Below are 26,369 nucleotides of genomic sequence, written 5' to 3' on the forward strand. Positions count from 1 at the left end.
TGATCGCAGGAACGTCTTGCGCGAGAGCGCGGGGTGTTTGATTTGGATTAAGGGGCGTCAGGGAAAAATCGGGTCCAATCTGAACTCCTCTCTGTTGTATTTGCGGGCTGCGGCAATATGTCGCAGCCCTTTTTTCTTGGGCGTTCGCTGCGCTAAATCCTTGTCGTAAAAGGGAAAAAAGGGAAAACGATTTTCGCGCACGCGCCAAGGCCTGAGCCATGGCAGGCACGCCAGGCCGCAGCGCCAGGGCTGCATGATAGATTGCGCCGTCGAAAAAAATAACAGGGAGAGCGCGAACGTCACGGCGGTCGCGGGGTGCGGCTGCGAGCGCTTCTCTGCACAATGAAAAGCGTCGCCATGAAACTCCAACGTTCATCCTCCCGGTCTGGCCTCGGCCCATGGAATCCCTTGCTGCTGGCCGTCCTCTCCGCGTGGAGCAGCGCCACCTTCGCGCAGGCTAGCCAGCAGGATGCCGGCAGCGATACGCAAGCCTTGCCCACCGTGGAAGTGCGCGGCACGGCCTCCGTCCCCGAGCGCAAGCAGTTGCCCCAGACCAGCGCCAGCGTGACCGCCGACGCCGCGGCCGATGGCATCAATGTCACCGACAGTTCCGATGCGCTGAAATACCTGCCCAGCCTGTCGGTGCGCAAGCGCTATATCGGCGACACCCAGGCACCGCTGGCCACGCGCACCACCGGCATCAATGCCAGCGCGCGCAGCCTGGTCTACGCCGATGGCATCCTGCTCTCGGCCCTGGTCAACAACAACAACGGCAATGGTTCGCCACGCTGGTTCATGGTGGCGCCCGAGGAGATCGCCCGCATCGATGTGATGTACGGACCCTTCGCGGCCGAGTATCCGGGCAACTCCTATGGTGCCGTGACAGAGATCACCACGCGCATGCCCGAGCACTTCGAGGGCAGCATCAAGGCCCTGGTTTCGCAGCAGGACTTCAGCCAGTACGGCGCCTCCGGCACCTATCGCGCCCAGGAATACAACGTCGGCCTGGGCAACCGCAGCAATGGCCTGGCCTGGCGCTTCTCGGTCAATCACCTGGACAGCTACTCGCCGCCGGTGACCTATGTCACCGCCACCAGCGTCCCGGCCGGCACCACCGGTGCGGTGCTGGCGCAGGACCGCACCGGCAAGAACCTGTATGTGCTGGGCGCGGGCAACCTGACGCACACGGTGCAGGATACGGCGCGTCTCAAGCTCTCCTATGATTTCACCCCCACGCTGACGGCGACCTATACGCTGGGCTTCTGGCAGAACCAGGCCAGCGCCAATCCGCAGACCTTCCTCAGGAACGCCAGCGGCGCGCCGGCCTATACCAGCGGTTTCGCCAGCAACGACGTCGACCAGCAGCAGTGGATGCAGGGCCTGGAGGTGCGCAGCAAGACCGGCGGCGCCTGGGACTGGCAGCTGGCGGCCTCCAACGTCGCAGCCTCGCGTGACCTGACCCGTACCTCCACCACCACCTTCCCGGCCGGGCAGGGCGGTGGTGCCGGCACCATCGCCGACGCCAGCGGCACCGGCTGGAGCACGGTCGACGCCAAGGGCATCTGGCGTGTGCAGGCGGCCCAGGAGATCAGTGTGGGCGCGCACTATGATCGCTATGTGCTGGCCACGCCGACCTGGAACACCAGCAACTGGATCAGCGGTGGCAACGGTACGCTGGCCTCGGATTCGCGCGGCAAGACCGAGACCTCGGCGCTGTGGGCGCAGGATGTGTGGCGCGTCACTCCGGGCCTGAAGGCCACGCTGGGGGCGCGTTACGAGTGGTGGCGTGCCTTCGATGGCTACAACTATTCGACCTCGGGCGGCACCGGGTTCGCGGTCAACCAGCCGCAGATCAACAGCAGTGGCCTGTCGCCCAAGGCCTCGCTGGCCTGGGCGCTGTCGGATGACTGGCTGGCCACCCTGTCGAGCGGTCGCGCCTTGCGCTTTCCCACCGTGGGCGAGCTGTACCAGAACGTGCTGCTCAATGGCGTCTACCTGCAGGCCAATCCCAACCTGAAACCGGAGAAGGTCTGGAGCACCGAACTAGCCATCGAGCGCCAGCTGGAAGAAGGGCAGGGCAAGTGGCGGCTGTCGCTGTTCGAGGAGCGCGTCGCCGATGCACTGATCTCGCAGACCTCGACCATCGGCAGTGGCGTGGCCTCGTTCACGCAGAACGTGGACCGCACCCGCCAGCGCGGCATCGAGGCCGCCTTCGAGCGCAACAACCTGCTGCTGCGCGGCTTCTCGCTCAACGGCAGCGTGACCTGGGTCGATGCGCGCATCCTGCAGAACGACGGCTATGTGGCGACCACCGCCGGTGCCACCTCGGTGGGCAAGCGCACCCCCTATGTGCCGGAGTGGCGTGCCACCCTGGTGGCCAGCTACAAGCCGGACGACCGCTGGACTTATACGCTGGCCGGTCGCTACAGCGGCCGTGTCTATGCCACCGTCGACAATACCGACGTCAACACCCACACCTACCAGGGCTTCGATGGCTACACCGTCTTCGATGCACGTGTGCGCTATCGTATCGACACGCACTGGAGCGCGGCGCTGGGCGTGGACAACCTGACCAACCGGGATTACTTCCTGTTCCATCCCTTCCCGCAGCGCACCGTGTTTGCCGAGCTGAAGTACGACTTCTGATCCGACGCCCGTGCCTCAGGCCGCCTGATGCGCGGGTGGTGCTTGCAAGCCCGTTTGCAAGCCCATCTCACGGCGGAACAGGGCTTCCATCTCACGCCTGACCTGGATGGCTTCGCGGCTGCTGTCGATGGCGACATCGGCCCAGCTCACCGTCTGGCCTGCTGCCACTGGTCGTTGCAGCACGATGCCATGGGCCAGGCCGATGGGCAGCGCTTCATGCGCCAGCGAGGCCGCGGCCGGCATGAGCCGGCCATAGACCATGTAGCCGCCTTCGCCATCGAGCTTCTCGCCGGGCTTGAGGTCACGCTTGGCGACGGCTACCGTGTCGCCGGCAAAGCCCAGCGTATTGCCGGTGGGTTGTCCACGCACGGCGATGTTGGCCACCGAGTAGCCCAGCTCCAGGCCGATGAGGTGATAGGGTTTGTACATGGCGGCATAGCGTCCGCTGGCATCGGTCTTCAGACCGTATTGCGCGAAGCAGTCGCGCACATAATCGGTGGGCGCTTCGAAGCAGACATACACGCCCCAGCGCAGGTCGCGGAACACCGGGCGACCATCACGTTCCAGCGAGGACACCACTTCCACCGTGCCGCTGTGCGGCAGGATGCCACCGTCGGCCCGCGGACGCAGGATGGTCGGCAGGTCATCCACGCCACAGGGCGGGAAGGCCAGGCCGCTGTCGGCCGGACGCAAGCCGCAGGCATTGGCTACCGCCGCCATCTCCAGCGCCGACTTGGTGCCATCGAGGAAGGAGTTGAACATCTGCGCATTGAAGTCGCCGCCGGCCACTTGTTCTTCCGAGAAACCGTAATGGCCCCACACCGTATCGGGGGTGGACTGGTGATAGACCGGCAGGTACTTGGTCCCCTTGCCGGCGCAGACCACCTCGAAGCCCGAGGTGCGCGCCCAGTCCACCATCTCGGCGATGAGCGCCGGTTGATCGCCGTAGGCCATGGAATAGATGATGCCGGCCTCGGCCGCGCGACGCGCCAGCAGGGGGCCGGCCAGGGCATCGGCTTCGACGTTGACCATGATGATGTGCTTTTTGTGCTGGCAGCACAGCAGCGTGTGGCGGATGCCGGCGGCCGGGCTGCCGGTGGCGTCGATGATGATGTCGAGCTGCGGTTGCGAGATCAGTGCCTCGGCATCGTCCTGGACAAAGGTGGTGCCATGGCGCAGTGCCTCGTCCCAGGAGCGGGCGGCGGATTGCTCGGCCTTCCAGCCGACCCGCGCCAGCGAGGCCTGCGCCCGTGCCGGCGAGAGATCGGCGATGCCCAGCAGGTGGACTCCCGGCGTGCGCGACACCTGGGACAGGAACATCGAGCCGAACTTGCCGGCCCCGATCAGGCCGACCCGCACCGGCCGGCCTTGCTCGGCCAGCGCCTTGAGTTGATGGAACATCGTCGCCATGTCGTCTCCTTGGTCATTGTTGTTCTGCGCGACCGTCCTGCCAGTGTCACGGCCGGCCAGCGAAAAAAGAGTAGCATTGGACTTTTGTCGCGTAAATGTCGAGAAATGCACATCGACCGTGCGCAGATCCACATACCTGAGAGGCGCCTGCCTTGCGCAAATTCGACTGGGATGACCTGCAAGCCTTTCTTGCCGTGGTACGCGCCGGCCGCCTGACGGTGGCCGCACGCAAGCTGGGGGTGGATCATTCGACCCTGAGCCGGCGCATCGTCGCCCTGGAGCAATCCATCGGCGCCACGCTGTTTGACCGCCGCGCCGCCGGCTATGCCCTCACCGTGGAAGGAGAGCGCCTGGTGCCGGACGCCGAAGCCATGGAAAACCTGGCCATCCGTATCGGCGCGCGCCAGGATGATGCGGCGCAGGGTTTGAGCGGCTCGGTGCGCATCGGTACGCCCGAGGCCTGGGGCACCTATTTTCTGGCACGCGAACTCAAGGAGCTGGCGCGTCGGCATCCCGAGCTGGAGGTGGAGCTGGTGGCCAATCCGCGCATGTTCAGCCTGTCCAAGCGCGAGGCCGATATCGCCGTCAGCATGACCCGGCCCGAGCAGGGACGACTCATTGCGCGCCGGCTCAATGACTATGAACTGGGCGTCTATGCCAGCCACGCCTACCTGGCGCAGCACGGGCCCATTGATGAGCGGCGGCAACTGGAGCAGCAGCGCTGGGTGGGGTATATCGAAGAGCTGATGTGGTCGTCCGAGCTGGACTACCTGGCCGAGATTTCATCGACGATACGGCCGCAGATCCGCATCTCGAACGTGATCAGCCAGGTACAGGCGGTGGCGTCGGGGCTGGCGATGGGGGTGTTGCCGTGCTTCCTGGCCGCGCGCGAACCGGAGCTGGTGCGGCTGTTGCCGCAGGAGATCTGTCTGCGGCGATCCTACTGGTTGCTGACCCACGCCGATGCGCGTGATCTGGTGCGGGTGCAGGTGGTGGCGGAATTCATCCGGGAACGTCTGGATGCACTGGGGCCGGCATTCTGGCTGCCCTCGCTGGCAGCGGCCGATGCATGAGCGATCGCGGCCTTACTGGCTGCGCGCCTTGTCGATGGTCTCGCGCGCGGCTTCCAGTGTGGCGGCCGTCTCCGGGGCATTGGATTCCAGATAGCTGTTTTCCAGGGTCACGGACAGGTTGCTCATCTTCTCGGACAGTTCGGCTAGCGCCACGCTAAGTTCGCACATCAGGGCCGAGATATTCTTGGGGGACTGCGTCATTGCACTTTCCTTTCAGATGTCGTGCCATCGCTTCCTCGCAATTCATCACGAATGCAGCCGGGGGCGTACCAATCAATTACGTTATGGATGGGCTTATTCTAAGCTGAATGCCGGTGGGACTGTGCTTGGCGGCGAAAGTGCGACAGAAAATTGTAAGAATGTGGGCAATTCATTGCAATGCGACAATCATCGACGGCAGATCATTGCTGAGGCGGCATGGCAGTCCGGTCTGGCTTGCCGGGGTGCGATGGCCCAGGCACGCGCCCATGAAAAAGGCCCGCCGAAGCGGGCCTGAGAGGGCAGGCGCAGTAGCGGCCGGGGCCGCTGGCTCAGAAGGTTTCCCAGTCGCCTTCGTCCTCACCTGCAGGCAGGCGTGAGGGCGACTTGCTCGCCGGCTTGGCGGTTGCCGCTGCGGGCTTGGCCGCTGCTGATGCTGATGCTGATGTTGCTGCGGCTGCGGCTGCCGGCTTGGCCGGGGCAGCCTTGGGTGCGGCGGCGGCGGGCTTGCTGGCCAGTGTTGCGGTGGGGCGCGGCGCCGGTTTGGATGCGGCGGCGGGACGTGGCGTCGGCTTGTGCATCGGCTGCGCGGCAGTGTGGACGTTGTGGACGGTGGCCGCGCTCGCCTGGCTGCCATCGACCTGGAAGCGGCTGACCAGTCCTGCCAGTGTCGCGGCCTGGTCTTGCAGGGATTGGGCGGCGGCGGCGGCCTGTTCCACCAGTGCCGCGTTCTGTTGCGTGCCTTCATCCATCTGCGTGATGGCGCGGCCGACTTCGGCGATGCCGGCGCTCTGCTCCTGGCTGGCCGAACTGATCTCACCGACGATGTCGGTGACGCGTTTGACGCTGGCAACCACCTCGGTCATGGTGGCGCCGGCCTGTTCGACCAGCTTGCTGCCGGTATCGACCTTGGACACCGAATCATCGATGAGCGTCTTGATCTCCTTGGCGGCCGAGGCCGAGCGTTGCGCCAGCGAGCGCACTTCCGAGGCGACCACGGCAAAGCCGCGTCCCTGCTCACCGGCACGGGCCGCTTCCACGGCCGCATTCAAGGCCAGGATATTGGTCTGGAAGGCGATGCCATCGATCACGCCGATGATGTCGGCGATCTTGCGCGAGCTGTCGGTGATGCCTTCCATGGTCTGCACCACCTGGCCCACCACGCTGCCGCCCTGGATGGCGACTTCCGAGGCCGACTCGGCCAGCTGGTTGGCCTGGCGAGCGTTGTCGGCGTTCTGCCTGACGGTGGCGGTCAGCTCTTCCATGGCCGAGGCGGTTTCCTCGATGGAGCCGGCCTGCTGTTCGGTGCGGCCAGACAGGTCCAGGTTGCCGCTGGCGATTTCCTGCGAGGCCGTGGCAATGGTGTCGGCCGAGGTCTTGATGTTGCTGATGGTGGCCAGCAGCGAATCGCGCATGCTGCGCACCGCGTAGAGCAGGCTGCTCTGGTCGCCGGGGATGGTCTCGATGTTGGGCGTGAGATCACCCTGGGCGATGCGATTGGCAACCTCGGCGGCCTTGGCCGGATCGCCACCGATGGTGCGCAGGATGCCGCGGTTGATCGTCACCACCAGCGCCACCAGTGCCACCGCCACCACCGCGAAGAGGATCACCATCTGCCACAGGGTATGCATGAAGGCGGCGTTGATGTCATCCATGTAGGCACCGGTGGTCAGGTTCCAGTCCCAGGGCTTGTAGGCGATCACGAACGAGGTCTTGGCCACCGGATCGGCGGCGCCGACCTTGGGCCACAGGTAGTTCACGAAACCGCCTTCGGGCTTGCTGCCGGCCTTGGTGATTTCAACGAACAGGTTGGTGCCGGCCGGGTCCTTGAAGTTGGAGAGGTTCTTGCCATCGAGCTCGGGCTTGATCGGGTGCATCACGATGACCTGGTCCGAGGTGGAGATCGAGAAGTAACCGTCGCTGCCGTAGCGCAGGCTCTTGATGGCCGCAGTGGCACGCTTTTGCGCTTCGTCCTTGGGCAGCTTGCCGCTGTCGGCCAGCGCGCCATAGCCCTTGACCAGTGACAAGGCCGTCTGGCCGACATTGGTCAGGTCGGCGCGGCGTTCTTCCAGGCGGATATTGCGTACCATCACGGCGCTGAAAATGGATATTGCCAGCAATGCGATGAGGCTGAGAATGAGTGGCAGCCAAAGTTTCTTGTTGAAGGACAGCTGGCCCATAGTGGAGTCTCCCTAGTCTGTGTAGATGCCCGCAGGCGTCTTCGCGCCTGTGCAATGAGGGATGTGACCGTCCGTATTGCCTTGTTCGAGCGTTGGTTGTACGACAAGCGCATGACCGATGCTGACCATGCGATACCACTACTTTACTGCCGGAAAGGGGCGACGCAGGTCGGGAACAGGAGGCAGAAGGCAGGCTACTTGCGGGCTTAGGCCGCGCGGCCGGGATCAGTGGCGCAGCAGGTACCACCACTGGCCGACCCATTCGTGCAGGGCGTAGCTGGACAGTTGCAGGCTGCCGGCGTTGGGGAAGTAATCGATCAGGCGCGCCCGGGCTGGTCCGGCGAAGACGGTGGGCGCGGCCTGGACCTGCAATCCGGTGAGGGTGAAGACCCGCATGGCGCGCGGCATGTGCAGGCTGTCGGTGACCAGCAGCACGCGCTCGATGCCATCGGCCCTGAGCATGGCGGCCGAGAGGGTGGCGTTGTCGGCGGTGGTGTTGGACTGTTGCTCCTGCCAGCGCACCGGGACGCCGAAGTCGCGCTGCAGCACCCGCGCCATCACGGCCGCCTCGCTCTCCGGCGAGCCATCGGGATTGCCGCCCGTGACCAGGATGGGCAAGCCGGTCTGGCGATGCAGATACGCACCGTATTGCAGGCGTTTCATGCCGATCGGATTGGCGTCGTCGGCGCCGCCATATTCGGGCGTGCGGTCGATGCGCCCGGAACCGAGGATGACAATGGCTTGCGCATTGCCGGCCGCACCGGGCTGGGCCAGGGCGGGATACTGTTTTTCCAGGGGGCGCACGACCAGCAGTGCCCCGGCGCGGGTACTGAGCAGCAGGAGCAGCGCCACGCCCAGCGCCACCAGCAGCGGCGCGCCGCGTGGCATGCGCCGGCGCAGCAAGGCACCGGCCAGGCACAGCAGCAGGGGGGCGACGGGCGGCAGCAGCAAGGTGCTGGCGACAGCCGAAATCAGGACGGCCAGGGGCATGGTGTTCAACGATGGGAGCGGGTCGAGCCGGCATTGTGCGTGATTGGCGCGATTTGGGCCACTCTTGCCGCAGACGGTCGGTGCCATTTGCCTGGCGTCACGGAATCGCTGACAATGCCGCATCGCCAAGGGGAGGGCGCAAGCCCGGGAAGAACCGTGATACGTCTTGTCTTGTTGTTGCTGGGCGCCGATTTCATCCGTCGCAACTGGCATGTGGTGGCGGTGGCCGGACTGGCCTGGGGCAGCATTGGGGTCTCCCTGATGATCGATGCCCTGGATGGCGTGCTCAACTTTCCGCTGACGCTGTTCGGCTGCTTACTCCTGCTGGAGAGCCTGGTCACGCTCTGGGTGGCCCAAAGCGGCATGGGCGCGCAAAAGACCTTGCGGCGCGTCAAGGGCGCGCTGTTCCTGCTCATTGCAGTGCTGGTCATCACCCGCCACCAGGCCAGCGACATGGTCCTGGCCATCCTCTTCGGGGTGGCCTTCGCCATCGGCGGCGCGCTGCAGATCACCTCGGCGCTGGTGGTGCGCTTTCCGCGCTGGCGCATGGCGCTGGCCGGTGGCGTGGTCCAGATCGTGCTGGCGATCGTGTTCTTCCAGCCTTATCCCACCCACTACAAGGGGACGGTGCCGTTCTGCCTGGCGCTGGGGCTGATCTTCGGCGGCTGGAGCATGATCTGGCTGGCCTTGCGCACGCGCATGCTGCCGCCGCAAGTCTCGCTGGACAGGCTGGCCAGCCGTACCAGCGACAATGATCGCCCCTTCGATGCCGGCCTGTATCGTGGTGACGAGAGCATGCAGGCCATGCTGCGCACCGGGCTTGCCCCCGTGGCCTCACCTGCGGGGCCGGCAGCGCCTTTGACCATCCACGTCTGGACGCCCACCGGCAGCGCCAAGGGGCCGGCGCGGCGCCAGCCGGTGATCGACCGCTATATCGCAGCGGTCGATACCAATGGCGTCATCTCCACCGGCCACGCCGCGCTGGAGCTGTTGCCGGACCTCTATATCAGCCTCTATCCGGCCGAGGAAATCGACCGCTCCCCCGACCAGTTCGCTCGTCTGTTGCGGGCCACCGCCGACAATGACGTCAAAGGTCGCTACCTGAGCGACTATCGCAGCGAAGCTGCCGCCTGGTGCGAGTCGACCGAGAAGATCGTCTTCCGCGACTACCGGCGCGCCCACCTGGACCGATTCTGGCAGCGCTATCGCCAGGCCGAGATCTACAACCTCACCTATCGCAACTGCTCCAGTACCGTGGCCCAGGCCCTGGAGGCGGCGCTGGAGGGGGTGATGGGCCACCGTGACCGTCACTGGTCCAATGCGGTGCGGATGATGTTCACGCCCGAGATCTGGGTCGCCAGCCAGATCCGCAAGCGCGCCGTGACCATGGCCTGGACGCCGGGCATGGTGCTGGACTACGCCCGCGCCCTGCGCGCCGTGGTCCATCCGCGCCCGCTGTCGTGGGCGGCCTCCCTGCATCTGGCGCTGCGCCAGAGTCGCCGTCTGCGCCGGGGCTGGCGCGCACGGCGGCATCAACAGCAAGACCAGCAAGCCCCGCCACCCTGAGAACGGAGCACCATGCAAGCGATCCAATCCCCCCAGGAACACTGGCTGCAGGCCGCCGACGGCACGCGCCTGTTTTGCCGCGACTGGCTGTTGCCGGGCGCCACGTCGGCCGTGCAGATGGTGCATGGACTGGGCGAACATGGTGGCCGCTATGCCGCCCTGGCGCGCCTGTTCAACGAAGCCGGCATGTCGGTGCGCATCTGCGACCACCGGGGCCATGGCAACTCCGGCGGCAGGCGCGGCAGCCTGGCCGAGTCCGAGGACCTGATGCGCGACCTCAAGCAGGTCTTCGATGACTTCAGCGTACGCACGGGGTGTACGCCCATCCTGTTCGGACACAGCATGGGCGGGCTGGTGGCGGCGCGCTTTGCCACCGGGGGCTACAGTGCGGTGCGTGCGCTGGCCTTGTCGTCACCGGCGCTGGCGCTGGACATGCAGGGCTGGCAGAAGCTGCTGCTGGCGGTGTCCACGGCCATCGCGCCGGGCCTGGCACTGCCTACCGCCTTGCCGGCCAACCGCATCTCGCACGATGCCCAGCAGGTGCAGGCCTATCGCACCGACCCGCTGAACCACGGCAAGATCGCGCCGCGCATGCTCCATTTCATGCTGGATGCCATGCAGCAGGTGGCCCGCGATGCCGGCCGCTTCACCGGCCCGGTGCTGCTGCAAGTGGCCGGCGACGATGCCTTTGTCGCACCGCGCGGCAGCCGAGCCTTCTTCGAGGCCTTGCCGGGGCCGGCCAAGACACTGCATTGGTATGCCTCGGCCTACCATGAAATCTTCAATGAACGTGAGGACCTGCGCGAACAAGCCCGGCAAGACCTGCGCCAATGGCTGGCGCAATTGCCAGCGGCCGCTTGACCCGACGGACGGTGTCGATGGAAGCAATAGGGGGAGGGCATGCCGATGCGGGCATGCCTGGCAGGTTCTGAAATTAACCTGGAATTACGCTTGTAAAGCGCCGGGGATGAGGTTTTTCCTCAGCAAAGCCGGGATTTCCATCGATCAGGGTTGCCCGCTGGGAACGTTGCTGAACTGGCAGCGGCTGTCAAAACCCACGAAACCGGGTGCACAAGCACAGCCCTGCAGGGCCAGCAGTAGCGTGGTAGCGGCGAAAATGGAGGCGAGACGCATCATGCGGTGACTTTCGTTCCGTTTTGCAAACACCCGAGTGTAATGGGCTGTTGAGCATTTGCAAGTCGGCCGGGTCTGGCCCCTCTGCGGGCATCCACACCGGCCAGGCGTGAATTTCCGTTGGGAAATGACAAGATTCTGCATATCGTTGTTATTGATATCAATGATATGAGATTCTCGAAGATCGAAAATCAAGTCTTTATTGCCAAAATTGAAGGCAAAAGAAAAAGCGGATTGTCAGCATTGCAATGCGACAATTACCGCTTTTCAGGTTCTGCTTCGCGCCGATTCCATCCTCCTTGAAGAGGCGGAAAGGACGTGACCAGGGAGGCTGCTTACTTGACCGAGATCAGGTAGCGCGCGACCATGGCGCCGATGAGCAGGGTGTAGGGCAGGATGTCGGCGACGATGTTCATGGTGAGCTCCGTGAGGAAAAATTGATCTGTTGCATTGCAATATATGCGCATCATCGTCCCGGAGCCAATTTTGAATCACAATATCAGTTATCGAATTGGTGAATAACTTTTCCTGCGGCCTGGCCGTCCTCTTCAATTTTAAAATAAATCGTTAAAAATCAATGTGTTGCATGCCGCTTCCGCATACGCTCGCGGGGGTGGCGCCGCAAGGCAAGATGCCCCCGGGCGCACGGTGTTTCATCCGTACGACAGGAGGCATCGGGTGCTACCGCACCGGTGTGCGGCAGGGGCAGGGGATTATTGCTTGACCAGGCTCATCTTCAGGCCGCGCATTTCCGTGGAGATCTGGATCTTGTAGCTGCCGCCCTGCTGGACCTCCACGCTCTGGCGATCCTGCGAGGTGGCGGCCGGCGTACTGAGCGTGTGGACCGGCTTGACGCTGAAATCGTAGCGACCCGGCTTGAGCCAGATGGAGAGATGCTCGCCACCGGTGATCTGGGCCAGCACCACGTCGTTGATGGCCAGCTCCAGCATCTCGTTGTTGAGCAGGCCGCCGGTGCGCTTGAATTCGACCTGGCTCAGGCCGGCGTCTTGCTGGGTCATGCTCTTGATATAGATGCGCGCGGCGGGGATTTCTCCGCTGGCGGTGCGCTCGACCGGCGAGGCGCAAGCGGCCAGGGCGAGTGCGATGCTGAGGCTTGCTGCTAAGGCTTTGATCATATTCCTCATCCTTGTTGTAGTGAAGTCAGTTGGGGTGGACCGATGACGATGTCGCGTGCGTCATCCGGGTCGGGGGTGGCAACAATGGCAGCAGGTGTCGCTCGATCGCGAAGACATGCGGGTCGTCCGCGCCCAGTTCGCGCAGCGCCTGGGCCAGCTTGAGCAGATATTCGCTGTTGGGGCCGCTGGGGCCGACGGCGCCGGCGATCTGTCGTGCGATCTCCTGTTCGCTGGCCGGGCCGGCAAAGGCTTCGTTGTCGTCGGCGGCGATGTAGATGAGGCCCTCGGCACGCTGACCGTCGTTGAAATCGATGGGCGTGACCACACGGAGGTAGCCGTTCTTTTCGCGATGGTCGAGATGGGCGAAGACTTCCGGCGTGATCAGGTAGGCCATGCCGGCACAGACGGCGTCGGCCTCGGCCACCAGGGTGACGACCCGGCCCGGTGCCTGGGCGGTGCCGCGATGGTCGTGCGAGCCTTGCCAGAAGCGGCGTGCCCAGCCGGTGATATGGGCCGGGCGGCGTTCCAGATAGGGGAAGTCAGCCTTGAAGATGATGGAGCCGTAGCCGAACAGCCAGACGCTGGCGTGATCGTCGAAGTGGCTCATCTGGCTGTTGAGGGCAATGGTGTTGACGGACATGGGATCGCGGCAGGGTGACGGCGCGTAGCCGTTGGAAGCCTGACATTATAGAGGTGAAATCTTTCCTGGCCGGCCTGTGGTGCTGCGCCATTTTGAGCATAAAATGGCGCAGCCCTCGTCCTGGGGGCAACACATCTGCAATTTGAGGGGAATATCATGCGTGTCATCGTCATGCTGCTGACGCTGGTGGTTGGCGTCGTGCTGGCCGGTTGCGAAAAGACCGACTTCGAAAAGAAATCCGAATCCGACGCCAACGCGCGGCGGGTCTTCAACCTGAAGCGAGAGTCCTCCAAGGACTGAGCTACGCGTCGGCGCATGGCTGACGACTTCAGGCAAAAAAACAGCAGGCAAAAAAAACAGCAGGCACTGAGCCTGCTGTTTTTTTTGCCTGCGTACTGCGTGAATCGGGCTCAGTGTCCGTGGTGAGCCGGCAGTGCCAACGGCGCACGCAGCGCCTCGGCGCATTCGCGCACCAGTGCCGGCCCCTGGTAGATCAGGCCGGTATAGAGCTGCACCAGCGAGGCGCCGGCATCGATCTTGGCGCGGGCGTCCGTGCCGCTGAAGATGCCGCCCACGCCGATGATGGGCAGGGCATCGCCGACCTCGGCCTTCAGGCCGCGGATCACCTGGTTGGACAATTCCAGCACCGGCTTGCCCGACAGGCCCCCGGCTTCTTCACCGTGCGCCATGCCCTTGACGGCATCGCGGGTGATGGTGGTGTTGGTGGCGATGACGCCGTCGATCTGATGACGCAGCAGGGCGTCGGCGACGTTCTTGACCTGTTCCATGTCCATGTCCGGCGCGATCTTCAGGGCCACCGGCACGTAGCGGCCATGGCGGTCGGCCAGGCGTCGCTGGGCCGACTTCAGCTGCGACAGCAGCGCGTCCAGCTCGGAGGCGCCCTGCAGCTGGCGCAGGTTCTTGGTATTGGGCGAGGAGATATTGACGGTCACGTAGCTGGCATAGGGATAGACCTTTTCCAGGCAATGCACGTAGTCCTCGGCGGCACGCTCGATGGGGGTGTCGGCGTTCTTGCCGATGTTCAGGCCCAGCACGCCCTGGCGTTCCTGGTAGAAGCGCGAGGCTTGCACATTGGCGACGAAGGCATCGACGCCGCCATTGTTGAAGCCCATGCGATTGATCACCGCGTGCGCCGCCGGCAGGCGGAACATGCGCGGCAGCGGATTGCCCGGCTGCGCGCGCGGGGTGACCGTGCCGACCTCGATGAAGCCGAAGCCCAGCGCCGCCAGGCCATCGATGTAGGCGCCATCCTTGTCCAGGCCGGCGGCCATGCCCACCGGGTTGGGGAAGGTGATGCCCATGACCGTGCGCGGATCGGCCGCCGGTCGCCGGACGACGAAGTCGGTCAGGCTCAGGCGTGCGGCACAGCGCAGCGCGGGCAAGGCCAGGTGGTGGGCGGTTTCGGGTTCGAGCGAAAAGAGCAGCGGACGCGCAAGCGCGTAGAGGAATTTATCGGACACGATGGGATGAGGGGAAAAGCCGGATGGCGGTCAAAAGTGCCGCTATTCTAACGCGCCCGGCCGGCCATTTCCTCGATTTTGGCGGGTTTGCGGCGCAAATTGCAGGATCCGCGCCACAAGGCCATCAGGCCTCCAGCGGCGACCACTGGCCGTCCTGCAGCGCCTCCAGTGGCTGGAAGTTGGTCTTGTAGGCCATCTTCTGGCTTTCCTTGATCCAGTAGCCCAGGTAGACATAGGGCATGTCCAGCTGGCGGGCCTGCTCGATCTGCCACAGGATGTTGTAGGTGCCGAAGGAAGCCGTCGGCATGTCCGGGTCGAAGAAGGTGTAGACCGAGGACAGGCCATCGTTGAGCACATCGATGATGCTGACCATGCGCAGCGTGCCGTCGGGCTCGCGGAATTCCACCAGGCGGGTGTTGACCTTGCTTTGCAGCAGGAATTGCGCGTACTGGTCGCGGCTGTCCTGGTCCATGCCGCCGCCGGCGTGGCGCGCACACTGGTAGCGCAGGTAGAGTTCGTAATGCTCGTGGGCGTAGGTCAGGTTGGTGACCAGCGTCTGCAGGCTGCGATTGCGTTCCCAGGCCCGGCGCTGGCTGCGGTTGCGCTCGAAGTCGGGCACCCGGATGCGTACCGGCGTGCAGGCATTGCAGCCGTCGCAGTAGGGACGATAGGTGAAGATGCCGCTGCGGCGAAAACCCGTCTTGACCAGTTCGGAATAGACATCGGCGTTGATCAGGTGGGACGGGGTGGCGACTTGCGAGCGGGCTTGCTGGTCGTCCAGATAGCTGCACGGATAGGGCGCGGTTGCATAGAACTGCAACGTGGAGAACGGCAAGTCTTTGAGATGCGTCATGTGCGTCCTGTCCTGTCTTGCTGGACCCGGCGCGGGTCCCTGGAGTCAGGTTCTAATTTACACTACTTTGAGCGTCGCAGTGAACCACGACAGCCGCAGTCAGCGCTGCTGATTGCCGGGAATCCCGGTTTCCAGCAGGTCCAGCGGCGCCCAGCCGTGGATCTGCGGCCACTGGATTGCCGCGCGCAGGTGGCGCAGGAAGTCGCTGCGGGAAACCGGGCGTGCCCCCAGCGAGGCCAGGTGTGCGGTTTCCTGCTGGCAGTCGATCAGCTCCACGCCCTGGCTGCGCAGGAAGAACACCAGGTGGGCCAGTGCCACCTTGGAGGCATCGCTGACGCGGGCGAACATCGATTCGCCATAGAACATGCGACCGATCGATACACCATAGGCGCCGCCCACCAGTTCGCCGTTGAGCCAGACTTCCGAGGAGTGCGCATAGCCGGCCCGGTGCAGGCCGGTATAGCCCTGCATGATCTCGGGCGAGATCCAGGTGCCGCTTTCATGACGGCGCGGGCCGGCGCACCCCAGCATGACCTGCTCGAAGGCGGTATCGAAGCAGACCTGCCAGAGACCATCGCCGTGGCGGCTGCGCTCGATGCGGCGCAGGGTCTTGCGCAGGCTGTCGGAGACGATGAACTGGTCGGTGCGCAGGACCATGCGCGGATCGGTGCTCCACCAGAGGATGGGCTGGCCTTCCGAGAACCACGGGAAGATGCCCTGGCGATACGCCTCCAGCAGTCGCGCCGGCGACAGGTCGGCACCGGCCGCCAGCAGGCCAGGTGGATCCTGCAGGGCGCGCGAGACGTCCGGGAAGGGCGTATCCAGGTCGAGCCAGGCGATCATCCGCGTGCTCCTGCGGATCAGATCATGCGGCGGCGGATGTCTTCGGTGTGCAGCAGATAGCCGCCGTCACCGGTACGGACCTTCTTCAGGTCGTCAAAGAAGGCACGCAAGGTGAACTCCACCGTGGGGAAGGCGATGTCCTTCCAGGGGATCTGTTCTTCTGTATAGAGATCGACTTCCAGGCTCTCCACGCCGGCGTGGTAATCCAGATCCAGCAGGGTGGCGCGATAGAACAGGTGGACCTGATGCACATGCGGCACATTGACCAGCGAGAACAGTGCATGCAGTTGCACCCGGGCGCCGGCTTCCTCTTCGGTTTCACGGCGGGCGGCGTCCTCGGTGGTCTCGTCGTTCTCCATGAAGCCGGCCGGCAGGGTCCAGTAACCCAGGCGCGGTTCGATGGCGCGCTTGCACAGCAGCACCTTGACCTGGCCGTTCTCTTCCCAGACCGGAATCGAGCCCACCACCATCTTGGGATTCTGATAATGGATCGTACCGCAACTGCCGCAGACGAAACGCAGGCGCGTGTCATCGGTCGGGATCTGCTGCGATACTGTCTGGCCGCACTCGGAACAGAATTTCATAGAGGCTCGGATCGTGTCTGAATATATATAGGTATGTTAGCTGAGAGCTAGCCCCTCCCGGGGCCTGCGGAAGGGCATTGCGATCATCCAATGTGGGTGGAAGTTTATCACTCAAAAAAGAATGCAGAAAATGTTTGCATTCCATTTTTCGTTGTCCTATAATTTTGTTCTTCAGACGCGGGGTGGAGCAGTCTGGCAGCTCGTCGGGCTCATAACCCGAAGGTCGTAGGTTCAAATCCTGCCCCCGCAACCAAATACTCTAAGGCGCAAGCCTTGCAGATAAAGGCCTCTAATGCGAAAGCGTTAGGGGCCTTTTGCTTTTGCCTGACTCATCATCCGTTGCCCGATTCTGGCCGATGCCAGAAATAAGAAATTGCGGTCCCATGGATCCCGGACAAAAAAATCCCCGGCCACATGACCAGGGAGCTAAACCAAATCCACCAGGATTCAGGGAGACAGCGGAACGGCGGCGCGCGGTGGCAGCACCGCCTGAATGAATGGGTCAGACCGGGATCGGGCCTGCCAGCTCGCCGACGCTATGTGCCAGCGGATGGTGACGCCACTTCGCTTCAGCAAACAGGTAGACGCCCAGCGACGACAGGACCACGGTAATCAGGGTAGCGAGAGCGACAGTCAGCAGGAAGGTGGTGAACATGATGATCTCCTCAAGATGAAGTCATCTTAGGCAATGCCTTTCTGGTTGGCTGTAGTGATTTTCCCTAGAAAACACACCGGGCCGCTCAGGAAATTCCCGAGCGGCCCGGTCGTGCAGCGGGAGAGGGGCGTGTGGCCAACAATGCCTTCTCTACGTTTTCACTTCACTGAAGGTGGCGTGGGACGAGCGTTTCCACCTGCCCGGTGTCACGCCCGTAATCTTCTTGAAGACCCGATGGAAGTGACTTTGGTCAAAGAATCCACACTCGGAAGCAATGTCGGAAATGTTCTTCCCTTCCGAATTCAGCAGCGAGACCGCCATGGAAACGCGCTGGTGATGAATCCATTCACCCACCGAAATGCCAAGGCTATTCTTGAAGACGCGAGAAAAATGCGACGAGGATAGATTCAGATGGCCTGCTATCTCCTTGAGCGCCATGCGCTCTGGCAGGTGTTGGTGAATGTAGTCGCACGCCTTCTTTTGCTGGTGCGGGGATAGCACTGACGGCAGTTGCGCAATCCCGTGGGGCCCGATGGAGATGTGCTGACCGGGGCGGTCATCTGTTCGCGGCTGGGCTTGCAGGGCAAGAGACATGAAGGCAATCCGGGAAGGCTTTCGATGGCCGGGAGTGTCTCAAGTTAATTCATGCTGATTAAGCCTTGTATGAGTCAAATACTTTTGACTGCCAGTCAACAATAAGCTTCTCGTCGATGGGTGATGCAGGCCTGCTCACGTAATTCGTTGCCTGGCCGGTCACCGTGTTTGTTGCCCTTGCACAGGCAGGAAATCCCCGATTTCCCTATTCCCCCAACAAGAACAGAATTTGTCTCATTTGCAATATTCTGCGTGTACGGGGGGAATGATGCCCAAGTTCCGGGTAGCCTTTAAGGTGGTCAGCCAGCCTGGTCGCCAGGAGATAGAACTGGAGACCGGGGAGCCGGGTTTGAGCTGCGACATCGTGTTGCGGGCCTTGGGGCGCCATTTGTTTCCATCGGAGGAGTGGCCTTTTGCGGTCGATCCTGCCGATTGCCCGGCCGGTGCCGATGCCAGCGAGCGCGAGCTGCGCAAGCGCAGGATGCAGGCCGCGCGCGAATATCTGGGCGTCATCTATGTCTCGTACCGCCCGGAAGGCGCAGTCATGGAGCATTCCTGCTGATCAGCACGCCTGCCGATGACGCGGGCGCCGGGGCAGGAGGGCGGATGCAGATCACGCCCCCTGATGGGCCATCTCCCGTTCGAACATGACGCCGCCCAGGAGTTGTCGGGCAATGCTGTCGCACCAGCCCAAGGCATGATCGATCATTTCCGTGTCGGTCGGATAAATCCTTTTCAATGACTGCCGCGTGATGAGCGCAACGCCTTCATGAAACACTTGTACGTTGCCCAGGGTCCATCCCTCGGGCTTGTGTGAAAAGCGCAGCCTGTAGCGGAAATCGGGGAAGTATCCCTCGACTTCAAGCTGTATCGGCTTGCCTGCGCGGGTCAGGGAGTGGTCCAAAATATGCTCCTGTGGAAGCGGCAATGCCGCGGCGCAAGCGGGGTGCTGAAGTCGTCCGGCCTGCACTGGCGTGAGGCGTGATGGTAGCCAAGGCCGTCGCGTTTTACTGCAGCAGGTCAGGATTTGTCAGAAAATTGCCCCGTGGAGGGGGCGTTTGCGGTTGCCTCGCTTGATCCTCTCCCACCGACAGCGATCACCTTCGTGTTAGCATCCAGCGGTTTTCATCCACCTAGAAAGAGAGAAGCTCATGTCCGAACAGGATTCCTGGATTGCACGCGCCGAAGAACTCAAGGATCAGATGGCGGCGTTGCTGGTGGCCCAGCTCGAGGAGTATGAAACGATGACTTCCAAGCTGGAGCAGTGGAAGCAGAATCCCAGCGATACCTGGTTGACCGAGGCCGATTACCAGCCCTGGCAGGATGCCTTGAAGAAGCTGGAGTCGGCGCAGCGCGAGTTCGATGCGCATATCAGCGCCCGCGTGAAGAAGGAAGGCGAATAAGTCACCCCTCCTGCACGCAGCTGGCCACGCCGTGACGCTCATCCCGTCACGGCGTTTTGTTTTCAGGATCCGGGTTTGGCGCGTGCACTGCTGCGCCGCCGGCGTCGCTTGCCCCAGCGCTGCACGCGCTCGACCACGGCTTGCATGTAAAGATCGGCCATGACGGGCTTGGGCAGGTATTCGACCGCGCCAGCTTCCAGCAGGGTAGACATCTCCGGTGGATAGTCGCTGTCGGGGAAGACCACAATCGGCACGCTGCGGGTGTCGCGTCCGGCTTTCATGGCCAGGATGAAGTCGAGGCCATTGTTTTCCATCATGCCGGGGTCCAGGAAAATCATGTCGGGCAACTGCAGGTCGCCATCTTCCTTGCGCGGATACAGCAGGCTGTCGATCGCCGCGTCGGCTTCGTCATACCACTGCAATACGCAATGAACATTGCTGCGCCAGAGCGCGAATCGCGCCAGTTCGACTGCTTCGCCGTTCGATTCAATCATCAGGATGATCGGCGGGTTCATGATGTTTTCCTTCTCTGCGTGTGACCCTGATCACTGTTCTCGTATGGTGGGAAAAAGGTGCTGCCTCATTCAACGAGTTTCTTGGCACCAGGCTTCATCTGCAGTCTTACAAAAATGCGAATGGCGTCATATCATGATTTTCCTGATGAATCCGCCGATCAGGCCGTGCGCCCGCTCTGCAGAGCTTGTTTCCAGAGGGAGCCGGCAGCTCATCATCGATGTGCGCGCACACACTTCAGAGGCGGTGTAACCTAGGCCTTGTTGTGAAAAGGATGCACGGTGTTGTGGGTGTCTTGCTTTCCCGTGGTGTGGGACTGATGAGCTTGCCTCGATGACCGGCATCCGGTGCCGCAAGCCCGTATGCCGCGTCTGCCAAGCCGTGGCATGCCGCTTGCTGTAGTGTGGACGGAAGCCTCGTGGCCGCATGCGCTCCCGCCGTCGGGCCAGGCATTCCGGAATTGAACAGGCAAATCATCATCATGAACGCACCACTGAACACAGCTGCTTCGCAACCGACGAAGCCGACGCTGGACATCCTCAAGACACTGATCGGTTTCAATACCATCAGCCGTGAATCCAACCTGGGTCTGATCGAATGGGTACGCGACTACCTGGAGCGCTACGGCGCCGTCACCCGTCTCACCTACGACGCCGAGCGGCGCAAGGCCAATCTGTTTGCCACTCTTGGTGACAGCAGCGGCGGCCGTTTCGGTACGGTCTTCTCCGGCCATACCGATGTGGTGCCGGTGAAGGGACAGAACTGGGATACCGATCCCTTCGTGGCGCATGTGGCCGATGGCAAGCTCTTCGGTCGCGGCGCCTGCGACATGAAGGGTTTCATCGCCGTTTGTCTGGCGCGCCTGCCCGCCATCGACCAGTCCCGCCTGCAGACGCCTCTGCATTTCTCGTTTTCATATGACGAGGAAGTCGGCTGCCTGGGCGTGCGCGAACTGCTGGCCGACCTGCAGGCCAACGATATCCGGCCCACCGGCGTCATCATCGGCGAACCGACCATGATGCAACCGGTCATCGCCCACAAGGGGAAGCGCTCCTATCGCTGCTCGGTGCATGGTCATGCGGCGCATTCGTCGTGTCCGCACCTGGGCATCAACAGCATCGACTACGCCGCGATGATGCAATTGAAGATCCGCGAGATCGCCCTGCGCGTGCGCCATGGCGAGCAGCAGGACTACGATTTCGATGTGCCGTATTCCTCCATCGTCACGACCCTCTCCAATGGCGGCAATGCGCCCAACATCATTCCGGACAAGGCTGAATTCGTCTTCGAGCACCGCTTCCTGCCGGGCATCGATCCGAGCGAGGTGTTCGCGGAAGTGAAGGCCTATGCCGAGCAGGAGATCCTGCCGCAGATGCACATCGAGGGCGCGCAAGGGCGCATCGAGTTCGAGACGCTGACCGCCTATCCCGGCATGAGCACGCCGGCCGACGATCCCCTGGTGGCGTCGGCGCTGCGCATCCTGGGCAGCGAGCGCGCGCGCAAGGTCGGCTTCGGCACCGAGGGTGGCTTGTTCGGCCAGGCGGGCATGCCGGCGGTGATCTGCGGTCCCGGGGACATCGTCCACGCCCACAAGCCCAATGAATTCGTCACGCTGGAGCAACTGGCCCGTTGCGAGAGCTTCTTCGACAACTTCATCGCTTCTTCCCATCTGGCACCGGCCTGAGAACCATCGTTCCTGTCCGGTAGCGCGTTCCAGCTCCGGTCCGACGTGCTGCAATAAAAAAAGCCACCATGGGTCTGCCATGGTGGCTTTGTGCCATGCGAGCGGGCGATATCAGAACTGATAGCGCAGGCGCACGTCGGCCGTCTGGGAGGTAAAGCCGGAGGCGCCTTCCAGCGTATAACGTGCCGTTACGCTGACGCGGTCGCTTCGCATGAGTGTCAGCCCCAATGCCAGCACGCCGGTATCGCGAATCGGACTGGCGCCCTGCGATACGAAGCTGGTCGCGCCATTGCCGTCATTGACGTAGCTGGCGGTCATTTGCTGCGCGTTGCTGCGATACTCGTGACGCCAGCCCAGCTGCAAGGACGGGATCATGTCGCCATAAGAGGTGGCGAGGCGCCGCTCCAGCTTGGCGCCCAGCTCGCTCTTGAGCGAGCTGTTGCTGGCGGCGCCCACCGAGAGGGCCGCACCGTTCCCGCCGGTCTCGCTATAGCCATTTTGTCGCAAGTTGCTATAGGACAGGCCAAGCAGGGGCGTCAAGGTGGTCTCGGAAAGCCAGTCATCCAGCTTGATGGGATACCCCCCGCGCACCGAGGCCACATATTGCAGGCCATTGAACTGGCCCAAGGCGCTACCGGAGAAGCCGGTGAAGTTGACATTGCGCACGGTGTGATAGCTGTGCGACACCACTCCGGCCGAAAAGTCCAGGAAATATCGATCCGCCGTATAGCCCGCGTAACCGGTGACGCCGTAGGAGTCGGCCGAAGCAGAGCTGCCGGTATTGTCGCCGGTGTTGGCCAGCGAGGTATTGGCATAGCTCACCAGGCCACCCACGCGCCAGTTATTGCCGTTCAGAGTGTCTGCGCCGATCAGCAAGCCCTTGTAGTTGGCGTAGTAGCCACTGACATTATCGCGCTGCGCCTGGTTGCTCTTGCCGCCGAAGGCTTGTCCCCACAGCGCGATATCGGAGCCACTTTCACCAGTGGCGATGCCGCTCTGGCCACCGGCTTGCGCGACGCGCAGGCCATCCACCCGGCCGTTGACCACGTTGAGCACCTCGGTGGTGGAAGCGGTGGAAGAATTGACTGCAGCCCCTGCATTGGACACCGGGCTCAATTGCGCGCCGGCGCGGTTGGCGGCGTCGGAAGACCCCAGCGCAGCGGCCGCGTTGAAGACGTTCAGCAGATCCGTATTCACGCCGGTATAGCGGAACAGGCCGTTGATGGCGGCGACACCGTTGTTCGTGCTGGCGCGATTGATGGGCGCCGAGGAATTGCCCCCGCCAGATACGACATTCGAGGCCAGCGTGAGGACCAGATTGTTCTTGCCGTTGCCGTCGACGACCGTTGCTCCAGTAACGACCAGTCCATTGGCCGGCGAGGTGTAGGTCAGTGCCCCAGCATTATAGGTCGCAGTTCCGGTGGTCGAGATGGCCACGAAACGCTGCCCCTGTGCGAAGGCATAGGAATTGAGTTTCTTGAGAGTGATCGTGGAGCCGGAGGCGATCGTGGTATTGCCCGTCACCACCAGCGAACCATAACCGGTATCGCCGGTGACGCCGTTGGAGGTGGCGCCATTGGCCACGCCCATGATCAGGGTGGCGCCGGCTCCCTGGAAGTAGTTGCCGGTAATGGTGATGCGATTGTTGAGTTGCAGGGTGCTGGCCAAGTTGCTGACCGTATGGCTGGCCACATTGATGTTGTCGTTGAGCAGCAGGTTGCCGGACGAGAAGACGACATTGGAGGATTGATTGTTGATCAAGCCGATCGTCCCGTTGTAACCGGTCAGTGTGCCGAACGTGCTGCCGCTGCCGCCGGAGATGGAGAGGTTGTTCGCGGTTTGATTGACGATGTTGCCGACAATCGTACCGCTGTTGACCAGGCTGCCAACCGAACCGGAATTATAGATACCCAGCGATACCGAAGTAGCGCTGATGAGGCCCGAGTTGATCAATGTCGTTATCGCCCCGAACGTCGTGACACCGCCGTTGATCAGGCCGCTGTTGCTCAAGGTGCCGATGCTGCCATTATTGCTGATGCCAGTACCGGCACCGGCGCTGGCAGTGATCGTCCCATTGTTGACGAGTACGGGAATGTTGCCACTGTTGTCTATGCCGTGGCCGCCGCTGGTCGAAATGAGACCATTGTTGGTCAATGTCCCGACAGACCCGGTGACATTGAGCGCCGGAGAGGCGCTGCCGCTGATCACGCCAGTGTTGGTGATGGAGAAATTTCCGCCGCTCCAGGATACTTGGCTATTGGTGCTGCCAAATAGCGTCGTGTCGGAAGTGACGTTGAGGCCGTAGGACACCGACGGCGCGGTGCTCATCCAGAGCGAGAGTGCACCCGTGACCGCCAGGCCGAGCTTTTTCACACGTGGTCTGTTTTTCAATCTATTCCCCGGAAAGGCCCACTATCTTGGGCCAATGTTCTTGTCATGCTGCAGCGAGTTCGTTAAATCTTTGGCAACGTGCAGTTTTCATGATTCTCGGCCGAATCGTACATATTTGTAAATTGGAAAATGAAGTGAATTGAATCAAGCCTTGCTAAAATTCGTGCCAATCGGGCAAGCCGTGAGGGCGGCTGCTGACGTTGATGATGCACAGCGTCTTCACGCATCTTCTTCGCGTATCTTCCGCACTTATCTTCCAGTTTTGGAGCATTCTTGAACGACGATCATTTCCCGCTCGCCCAGCAGATGAGCATCTCCGAGGCGCTCCACAAGGCCTATGCCCACTGGGCTGCCGGGCAGGCTCCGCAGGCAGAGGCGCTGTGCATGCGGGTGCTGCAGGTCCTTCCTGCGCAGGCTGATGCCTGGCATTTGCTGGGCCTGATCGCGCACGCCTATGGCAAGCTGGACCTGGCGGTCGATTTCATGCGCAAGGCCTGCCAGGCCCCTGATGCGTCAGCCCAGTATTGCAGCAACCTGGCTGAAATGTGCCGCCAGAAGGGGGCGTTGGCAGAGGCCGAGCAGGCTGCCCGGCGCGCCGTCAAAGCCGACCCGCACTACATCGCCGCCTGGAACAATCTGGGTATCATCCTGCAGGAAAGTGGCCGGTTCCAGGAGGCCCTGGCCTGTCTGCAGCGTGTAGCTGCGGCGCAACAGGACAACCCGGAAGTCCATAACAACCTGGGCAATACCTACAAACGCCTGGGTGAACTCGACGCCGCACTGGTCAGTTACCAGCGCGCGCTGGCGCTGCATCCGGAATATGCCCAGGCCTACAGCAACCTGGCGTTCCTGCTCAACGACCTGCGTCGTGTGGACGAGGCAGTTGCCGCAGCCCAGCGCGCCATCGAGATCGATCCGCAGTTGGGGGAGGCCTATTTCAATCTGGCGCAGATCGAGATGTCGCGCTTGCAGCATGCCAAGGCCAGGCAATGGATCAATGCCTTGCTGGCCTTCGCGCCGCATCACGCGGGGGCGTTGGCCGCCCGCGCCCAGCTGCTGACCGCCGAGGGGCTGGCACAAGACGCCGTGGACAGTGCGCGCCAGGCTGTCAGCCTGCAGCCCGATGGCGCCAATGCGCATCTGGTCCTGGGGCGCGCGCTGCAGGCGCTCGGACAGTCGGAACAGGCGCTGGCCGCCTTTGACCAGGCGGCAGCCTTGCCCGGCACCGTGGCCGAGGAGGCCATGCTGCTCAAGGCCACCGCCTTGCAGGAGGCCGGCGACAAAGAGGGGGCGCAGCGCGCCTTCGATGAGGCGCTGCGCCGCTTCCCCGGATCCTTGCGCGTCATCGCGTCGCGCGCTGATTCGCATAGCTTCGTCGAGGATGATGACGATATCAAGGCCATGCAGGCCGCTTTGGCCCTGCCCGGAAAATTGGCGCCGGACGAGCGGATGAGCCTGCATTTTGCCCTGGGCAAGGCCTTCCTCGATATCGGCCAAGCCGGTTCGGCTTTCGACCATCTGCACCAGGGCAATGCCCTCAAGCGCGCCACTTTCGACTACGATCCCAAGCGCTCGCGGGCCTGGTTCGAGCAGATTGCCCAGGTCTTCACCGGCGCGCTGATGGAGCAGTTCAAGTCGCATGAGCCAGCCACGCAACGGCCTGTTTTCATCGTTGGCATGCCGCGTTCCGGCACCACGCTGGTGGAGCAGATCCTGGCTTCCCACCCGGCAGTCCACGGTGCCGGGGAGCTGTTTGCTCTGTATCAGGCGGTGTCGGCGGCGGGAGCGTTTCCGCAGTCGGTCCTGTCCTGGCTGGCGTCGGATCTGGAGCGCGTCGGCCGGGATTACCTGGCACGTACCCAGGCCCTGGCGCCCCAGGCCCTGCGTCTGGTGGACAAGATGCCGTCCAATTTTGCCTATGCGGGGCTGATCGCCCTGATCCTGCCGGGCGCACGCATCATTCATTGCCGTCGCGATCCGATCGATACATGCCTGTCCTGCTACACCAAGCTTTTCTCCGGCGACCAGCCATTTGCCTACCAGCTCGACGAGCTGGCCGATTTTCACCTGGCTTACCAGGAATTGATGGCCAGTCTGCGCCAGGTCTTGCCGGCTGACCGTTTCCTGGAGGTGGACTACGAAGAGGTCGTGGCCGATCTGGAAACCCAGGCGCGCCGCATGATCGCGTTCATCGACCTGGAGTGGGACGAGGCCTGTCTGCACTTCCACCAGACCCAGCGTGTGGTGCGCACCGCCAGCGTCAGCCAGGTCCGTAAGCCAATCTATCGGAGCTCGGCAGGGCGGTGGCGCCGCTATGCCGAGCATCTCGGCCCGTTGGTGGCAGCGCTGGGCGGTGACGATGCAAAAGCCGCTGAGGCCGCTGGATGAGGCAGGA

At 62.9% G+C, this 26,369-nt stretch carries 26 protein-coding genes and 1 tRNA gene; 10 read left to right on the forward strand and 17 right to left on the reverse strand.

Annotation, left to right across the window (positions count from 1 at the left end):
* Positions 1 to 57 precede the first annotated feature (57 nt).
* Positions 58 to 369, reverse strand: a complete 312-nt coding sequence (locus tag ACIPHN_RS19500) for a hypothetical protein (protein ID WP_400438881.1) — start codon at positions 367 to 369, stop codon at positions 58 to 60.
* Here ACIPHN_RS19500 and ACIPHN_RS19505 point away from each other — a divergent pair.
* Positions 358 to 2,646, forward strand: a complete 2,289-nt coding sequence (locus ACIPHN_RS19505; RefSeq protein ID WP_400438884.1) for a TonB-dependent receptor — start codon at positions 358 to 360, stop codon at positions 2,644 to 2,646. The two genes, ACIPHN_RS19500 and ACIPHN_RS19505, sit on opposite strands and share 12 nt — an antisense overlap.
* Before the next feature lie 15 nt (positions 2,647 to 2,661).
* Here ACIPHN_RS19505 and ACIPHN_RS19510 read toward each other — a convergent pair whose 3' ends face one another.
* Entirely contained in the window at positions 2,662 to 4,056 is a 1,395-nt protein-coding gene (locus tag ACIPHN_RS19510) for an NAD(P)H-dependent oxidoreductase (protein WP_400438887.1), read from the reverse strand.
* Positions 4,057 to 4,208: 152 nt separating this feature from the next.
* Here ACIPHN_RS19510 and ACIPHN_RS19515 point away from each other — a divergent pair, with 152 nt between their 5' ends.
* Positions 4,209 to 5,129 (forward strand): LysR family transcriptional regulator, encoded by a 921-nt coding sequence (locus tag ACIPHN_RS19515; protein ID WP_400438889.1) that lies wholly within the window; start codon positions 4,209 to 4,211, stop codon positions 5,127 to 5,129.
* A gap of 12 nt (positions 5,130 to 5,141) precedes the next feature.
* On the opposite strand, the gene ACIPHN_RS19520 is transcribed toward ACIPHN_RS19515, so the two are convergent.
* The 3 genes from ACIPHN_RS19520 to ACIPHN_RS19530 all read right to left on the reverse strand — a co-directional run bounded on the left by ACIPHN_RS19520 (position 5,142) and on the right by ACIPHN_RS19530 (position 8,497).
* Entirely contained in the window at positions 5,142 to 5,330 is a 189-nt protein-coding gene (locus tag ACIPHN_RS19520) for a hypothetical protein (protein WP_400438891.1), read from the reverse strand.
* 329 nt (positions 5,331 to 5,659) lie between these two features.
* A complete protein-coding gene (locus ACIPHN_RS19525) occupies positions 5,660 to 7,507 on the reverse strand; it encodes a methyl-accepting chemotaxis protein (RefSeq protein ID WP_400438894.1) in 1,848 nt (615 codons plus the stop codon).
* A gap of 225 nt (positions 7,508 to 7,732) precedes the next feature.
* Positions 7,733 to 8,497, reverse strand: coding sequence for a YdcF family protein (locus ACIPHN_RS19530; RefSeq protein WP_400438896.1), 765 nt, complete (start codon positions 8,495 to 8,497; stop codon positions 7,733 to 7,735).
* A gap of 114 nt (positions 8,498 to 8,611) precedes the next feature.
* Here ACIPHN_RS19530 and ACIPHN_RS19535 point away from each other — a divergent pair, with 114 nt between their 5' ends.
* Positions 8,612 to 10,063, forward strand: a complete 1,452-nt coding sequence (locus ACIPHN_RS19535) for an HdeD family acid-resistance protein (RefSeq protein WP_400438898.1) — start codon at positions 8,612 to 8,614, stop codon at positions 10,061 to 10,063.
* Positions 10,064 to 10,075: 12 nt separating this feature from the next.
* Positions 10,076 to 10,924, forward strand: a complete 849-nt coding sequence (locus ACIPHN_RS19540) for a lysophospholipase (protein WP_400438900.1) — start codon at positions 10,076 to 10,078, stop codon at positions 10,922 to 10,924.
* 608 nt (positions 10,925 to 11,532) lie between these two features.
* Here the strand turns inward: ACIPHN_RS19540 and ACIPHN_RS19545 are convergent.
* From ACIPHN_RS19545 to ACIPHN_RS19555, 3 genes are all read right to left on the reverse strand, one after another.
* Positions 11,533 to 11,667: a hypothetical protein gene (locus ACIPHN_RS19545; RefSeq protein WP_400438903.1), complete on the reverse strand. Its 135-nt coding sequence runs from the start codon at positions 11,665 to 11,667 to the stop codon at positions 11,533 to 11,535.
* 243 nt (positions 11,668 to 11,910) lie between these two features.
* Positions 11,911 to 12,333, reverse strand: coding sequence for an NAD-GH domain containing protein (locus ACIPHN_RS19550; RefSeq protein ID WP_400438906.1), 423 nt, complete (start codon positions 12,331 to 12,333; stop codon positions 11,911 to 11,913).
* Positions 12,334 to 12,358: 25 nt separating this feature from the next.
* Positions 12,359 to 12,973: a gamma-glutamylcyclotransferase gene (locus ACIPHN_RS19555; RefSeq protein WP_400438908.1), complete on the reverse strand. Its 615-nt coding sequence runs from the start codon at positions 12,971 to 12,973 to the stop codon at positions 12,359 to 12,361.
* A gap of 156 nt (positions 12,974 to 13,129) precedes the next feature.
* Between ACIPHN_RS19555 and ACIPHN_RS19560 the strand changes: the two genes are divergently transcribed.
* Positions 13,130 to 13,273, forward strand: coding sequence for a hypothetical protein (locus ACIPHN_RS19560; protein WP_400438911.1), 144 nt, complete (start codon positions 13,130 to 13,132; stop codon positions 13,271 to 13,273).
* Positions 13,274 to 13,383: 110 nt separating this feature from the next.
* On the opposite strand, the gene ACIPHN_RS19565 is transcribed toward ACIPHN_RS19560, so the two are convergent.
* The 4 genes from ACIPHN_RS19565 to ACIPHN_RS19580 all read right to left on the reverse strand — a co-directional run bounded on the left by ACIPHN_RS19565 (position 13,384) and on the right by ACIPHN_RS19580 (position 16,734).
* Positions 13,384 to 14,454 (reverse strand): quinone-dependent dihydroorotate dehydrogenase, encoded by a 1,071-nt coding sequence (locus ACIPHN_RS19565; protein WP_400438914.1) that lies wholly within the window; start codon positions 14,452 to 14,454, stop codon positions 13,384 to 13,386.
* 124 nt (positions 14,455 to 14,578) lie between these two features.
* On the reverse strand, positions 14,579 to 15,307 hold the full coding sequence (locus ACIPHN_RS19570) for an arginyltransferase (RefSeq protein WP_400438916.1): 729 nt from the start codon (positions 15,305 to 15,307) through the stop codon (positions 14,579 to 14,581).
* Positions 15,308 to 15,406: 99 nt separating this feature from the next.
* The gene (gene aat, locus ACIPHN_RS19575) at positions 15,407 to 16,150 is read right to left on the reverse strand and encodes a leucyl/phenylalanyl-tRNA--protein transferase (RefSeq protein ID WP_400438919.1); all 744 of its coding nucleotides are present in this window, start codon (positions 16,148 to 16,150) and stop codon (positions 15,407 to 15,409) included.
* A gap of 17 nt (positions 16,151 to 16,167) precedes the next feature.
* Positions 16,168 to 16,734: an NUDIX hydrolase gene (locus ACIPHN_RS19580; protein ID WP_400438921.1), complete on the reverse strand. Its 567-nt coding sequence runs from the start codon at positions 16,732 to 16,734 to the stop codon at positions 16,168 to 16,170.
* 176 nt (positions 16,735 to 16,910) lie between these two features.
* Between ACIPHN_RS19580 and ACIPHN_RS19585 the strand changes: the two genes are divergently transcribed.
* Positions 16,911 to 16,987 (forward strand) — tRNA-Met (locus ACIPHN_RS19585).
* A 249-nt stretch (positions 16,988 to 17,236) separates the two neighbouring features.
* Here ACIPHN_RS19585 and ACIPHN_RS19590 read toward each other — a convergent pair.
* Positions 17,237 to 17,389 carry a hypothetical protein gene (locus tag ACIPHN_RS19590; protein WP_400438924.1) on the reverse strand — a complete coding sequence of 51 codons (153 nt, stop codon included), beginning with the start codon at positions 17,387 to 17,389 and terminating at the stop codon, positions 17,237 to 17,239.
* Between the two features lie 150 nt (positions 17,390 to 17,539).
* Complete coding sequence (locus tag ACIPHN_RS19595) at positions 17,540 to 17,983, reverse strand: helix-turn-helix domain-containing protein (RefSeq protein WP_400438927.1); 444 nt, start codon at positions 17,981 to 17,983, stop codon at positions 17,540 to 17,542.
* A 265-nt stretch (positions 17,984 to 18,248) separates the two neighbouring features.
* Here ACIPHN_RS19595 and ACIPHN_RS19600 point away from each other — a divergent pair, with 265 nt between their 5' ends.
* Positions 18,249 to 18,545: a hypothetical protein gene (locus ACIPHN_RS19600; protein ID WP_400438930.1), complete on the forward strand. Its 297-nt coding sequence runs from the start codon at positions 18,249 to 18,251 to the stop codon at positions 18,543 to 18,545.
* Positions 18,546 to 18,596: 51 nt separating this feature from the next.
* Here the strand turns inward: ACIPHN_RS19600 and ACIPHN_RS19605 are convergent, their stop codons facing one another.
* Positions 18,597 to 18,887, reverse strand: a complete 291-nt coding sequence (locus tag ACIPHN_RS19605; RefSeq protein ID WP_400438933.1) for a hypothetical protein — start codon at positions 18,885 to 18,887, stop codon at positions 18,597 to 18,599.
* A 247-nt stretch (positions 18,888 to 19,134) separates the two neighbouring features.
* Between ACIPHN_RS19605 and ACIPHN_RS19610 the strand changes: the two genes are divergently transcribed.
* Positions 19,135 to 19,386: a hypothetical protein gene (locus ACIPHN_RS19610; RefSeq protein WP_400438936.1), complete on the forward strand. Its 252-nt coding sequence runs from the start codon at positions 19,135 to 19,137 to the stop codon at positions 19,384 to 19,386.
* A 62-nt stretch (positions 19,387 to 19,448) separates the two neighbouring features.
* Here ACIPHN_RS19610 and ACIPHN_RS19615 read toward each other — a convergent pair whose 3' ends face one another.
* Positions 19,449 to 19,901: a response regulator gene (locus ACIPHN_RS19615; RefSeq protein ID WP_400438938.1), complete on the reverse strand. Its 453-nt coding sequence runs from the start codon at positions 19,899 to 19,901 to the stop codon at positions 19,449 to 19,451.
* A gap of 479 nt (positions 19,902 to 20,380) precedes the next feature.
* Between ACIPHN_RS19615 and argE the strand changes: the two genes are divergently transcribed.
* Positions 20,381 to 21,583, forward strand: coding sequence for an acetylornithine deacetylase (gene argE, locus ACIPHN_RS19620; RefSeq protein WP_400438941.1), 1,203 nt, complete (start codon positions 20,381 to 20,383; stop codon positions 21,581 to 21,583).
* 111 nt (positions 21,584 to 21,694) lie between these two features.
* On the opposite strand, the gene ACIPHN_RS19625 is transcribed toward argE, so the two are convergent.
* The gene (locus tag ACIPHN_RS19625) at positions 21,695 to 23,956 is read right to left on the reverse strand and encodes an autotransporter domain-containing protein (protein WP_400438944.1); all 2,262 of its coding nucleotides are present in this window, start codon (positions 23,954 to 23,956) and stop codon (positions 21,695 to 21,697) included.
* A gap of 324 nt (positions 23,957 to 24,280) precedes the next feature.
* Between ACIPHN_RS19625 and ACIPHN_RS19630 the strand changes: the two genes are divergently transcribed.
* Positions 24,281 to 26,362 carry a tetratricopeptide repeat-containing sulfotransferase family protein gene (locus ACIPHN_RS19630; protein WP_400439162.1) on the forward strand — a complete coding sequence of 694 codons (2,082 nt, stop codon included), beginning with the start codon at positions 24,281 to 24,283 and terminating at the stop codon, positions 26,360 to 26,362.
* Positions 26,363 to 26,369 lie beyond the last annotated feature (7 nt).

The organism is Herbaspirillum sp. NPDC087042 (assembly GCF_044745245.1).
Lineage (GTDB): Bacteria > Pseudomonadota > Gammaproteobacteria > Burkholderiales > Burkholderiaceae_D > Herbaspirillum.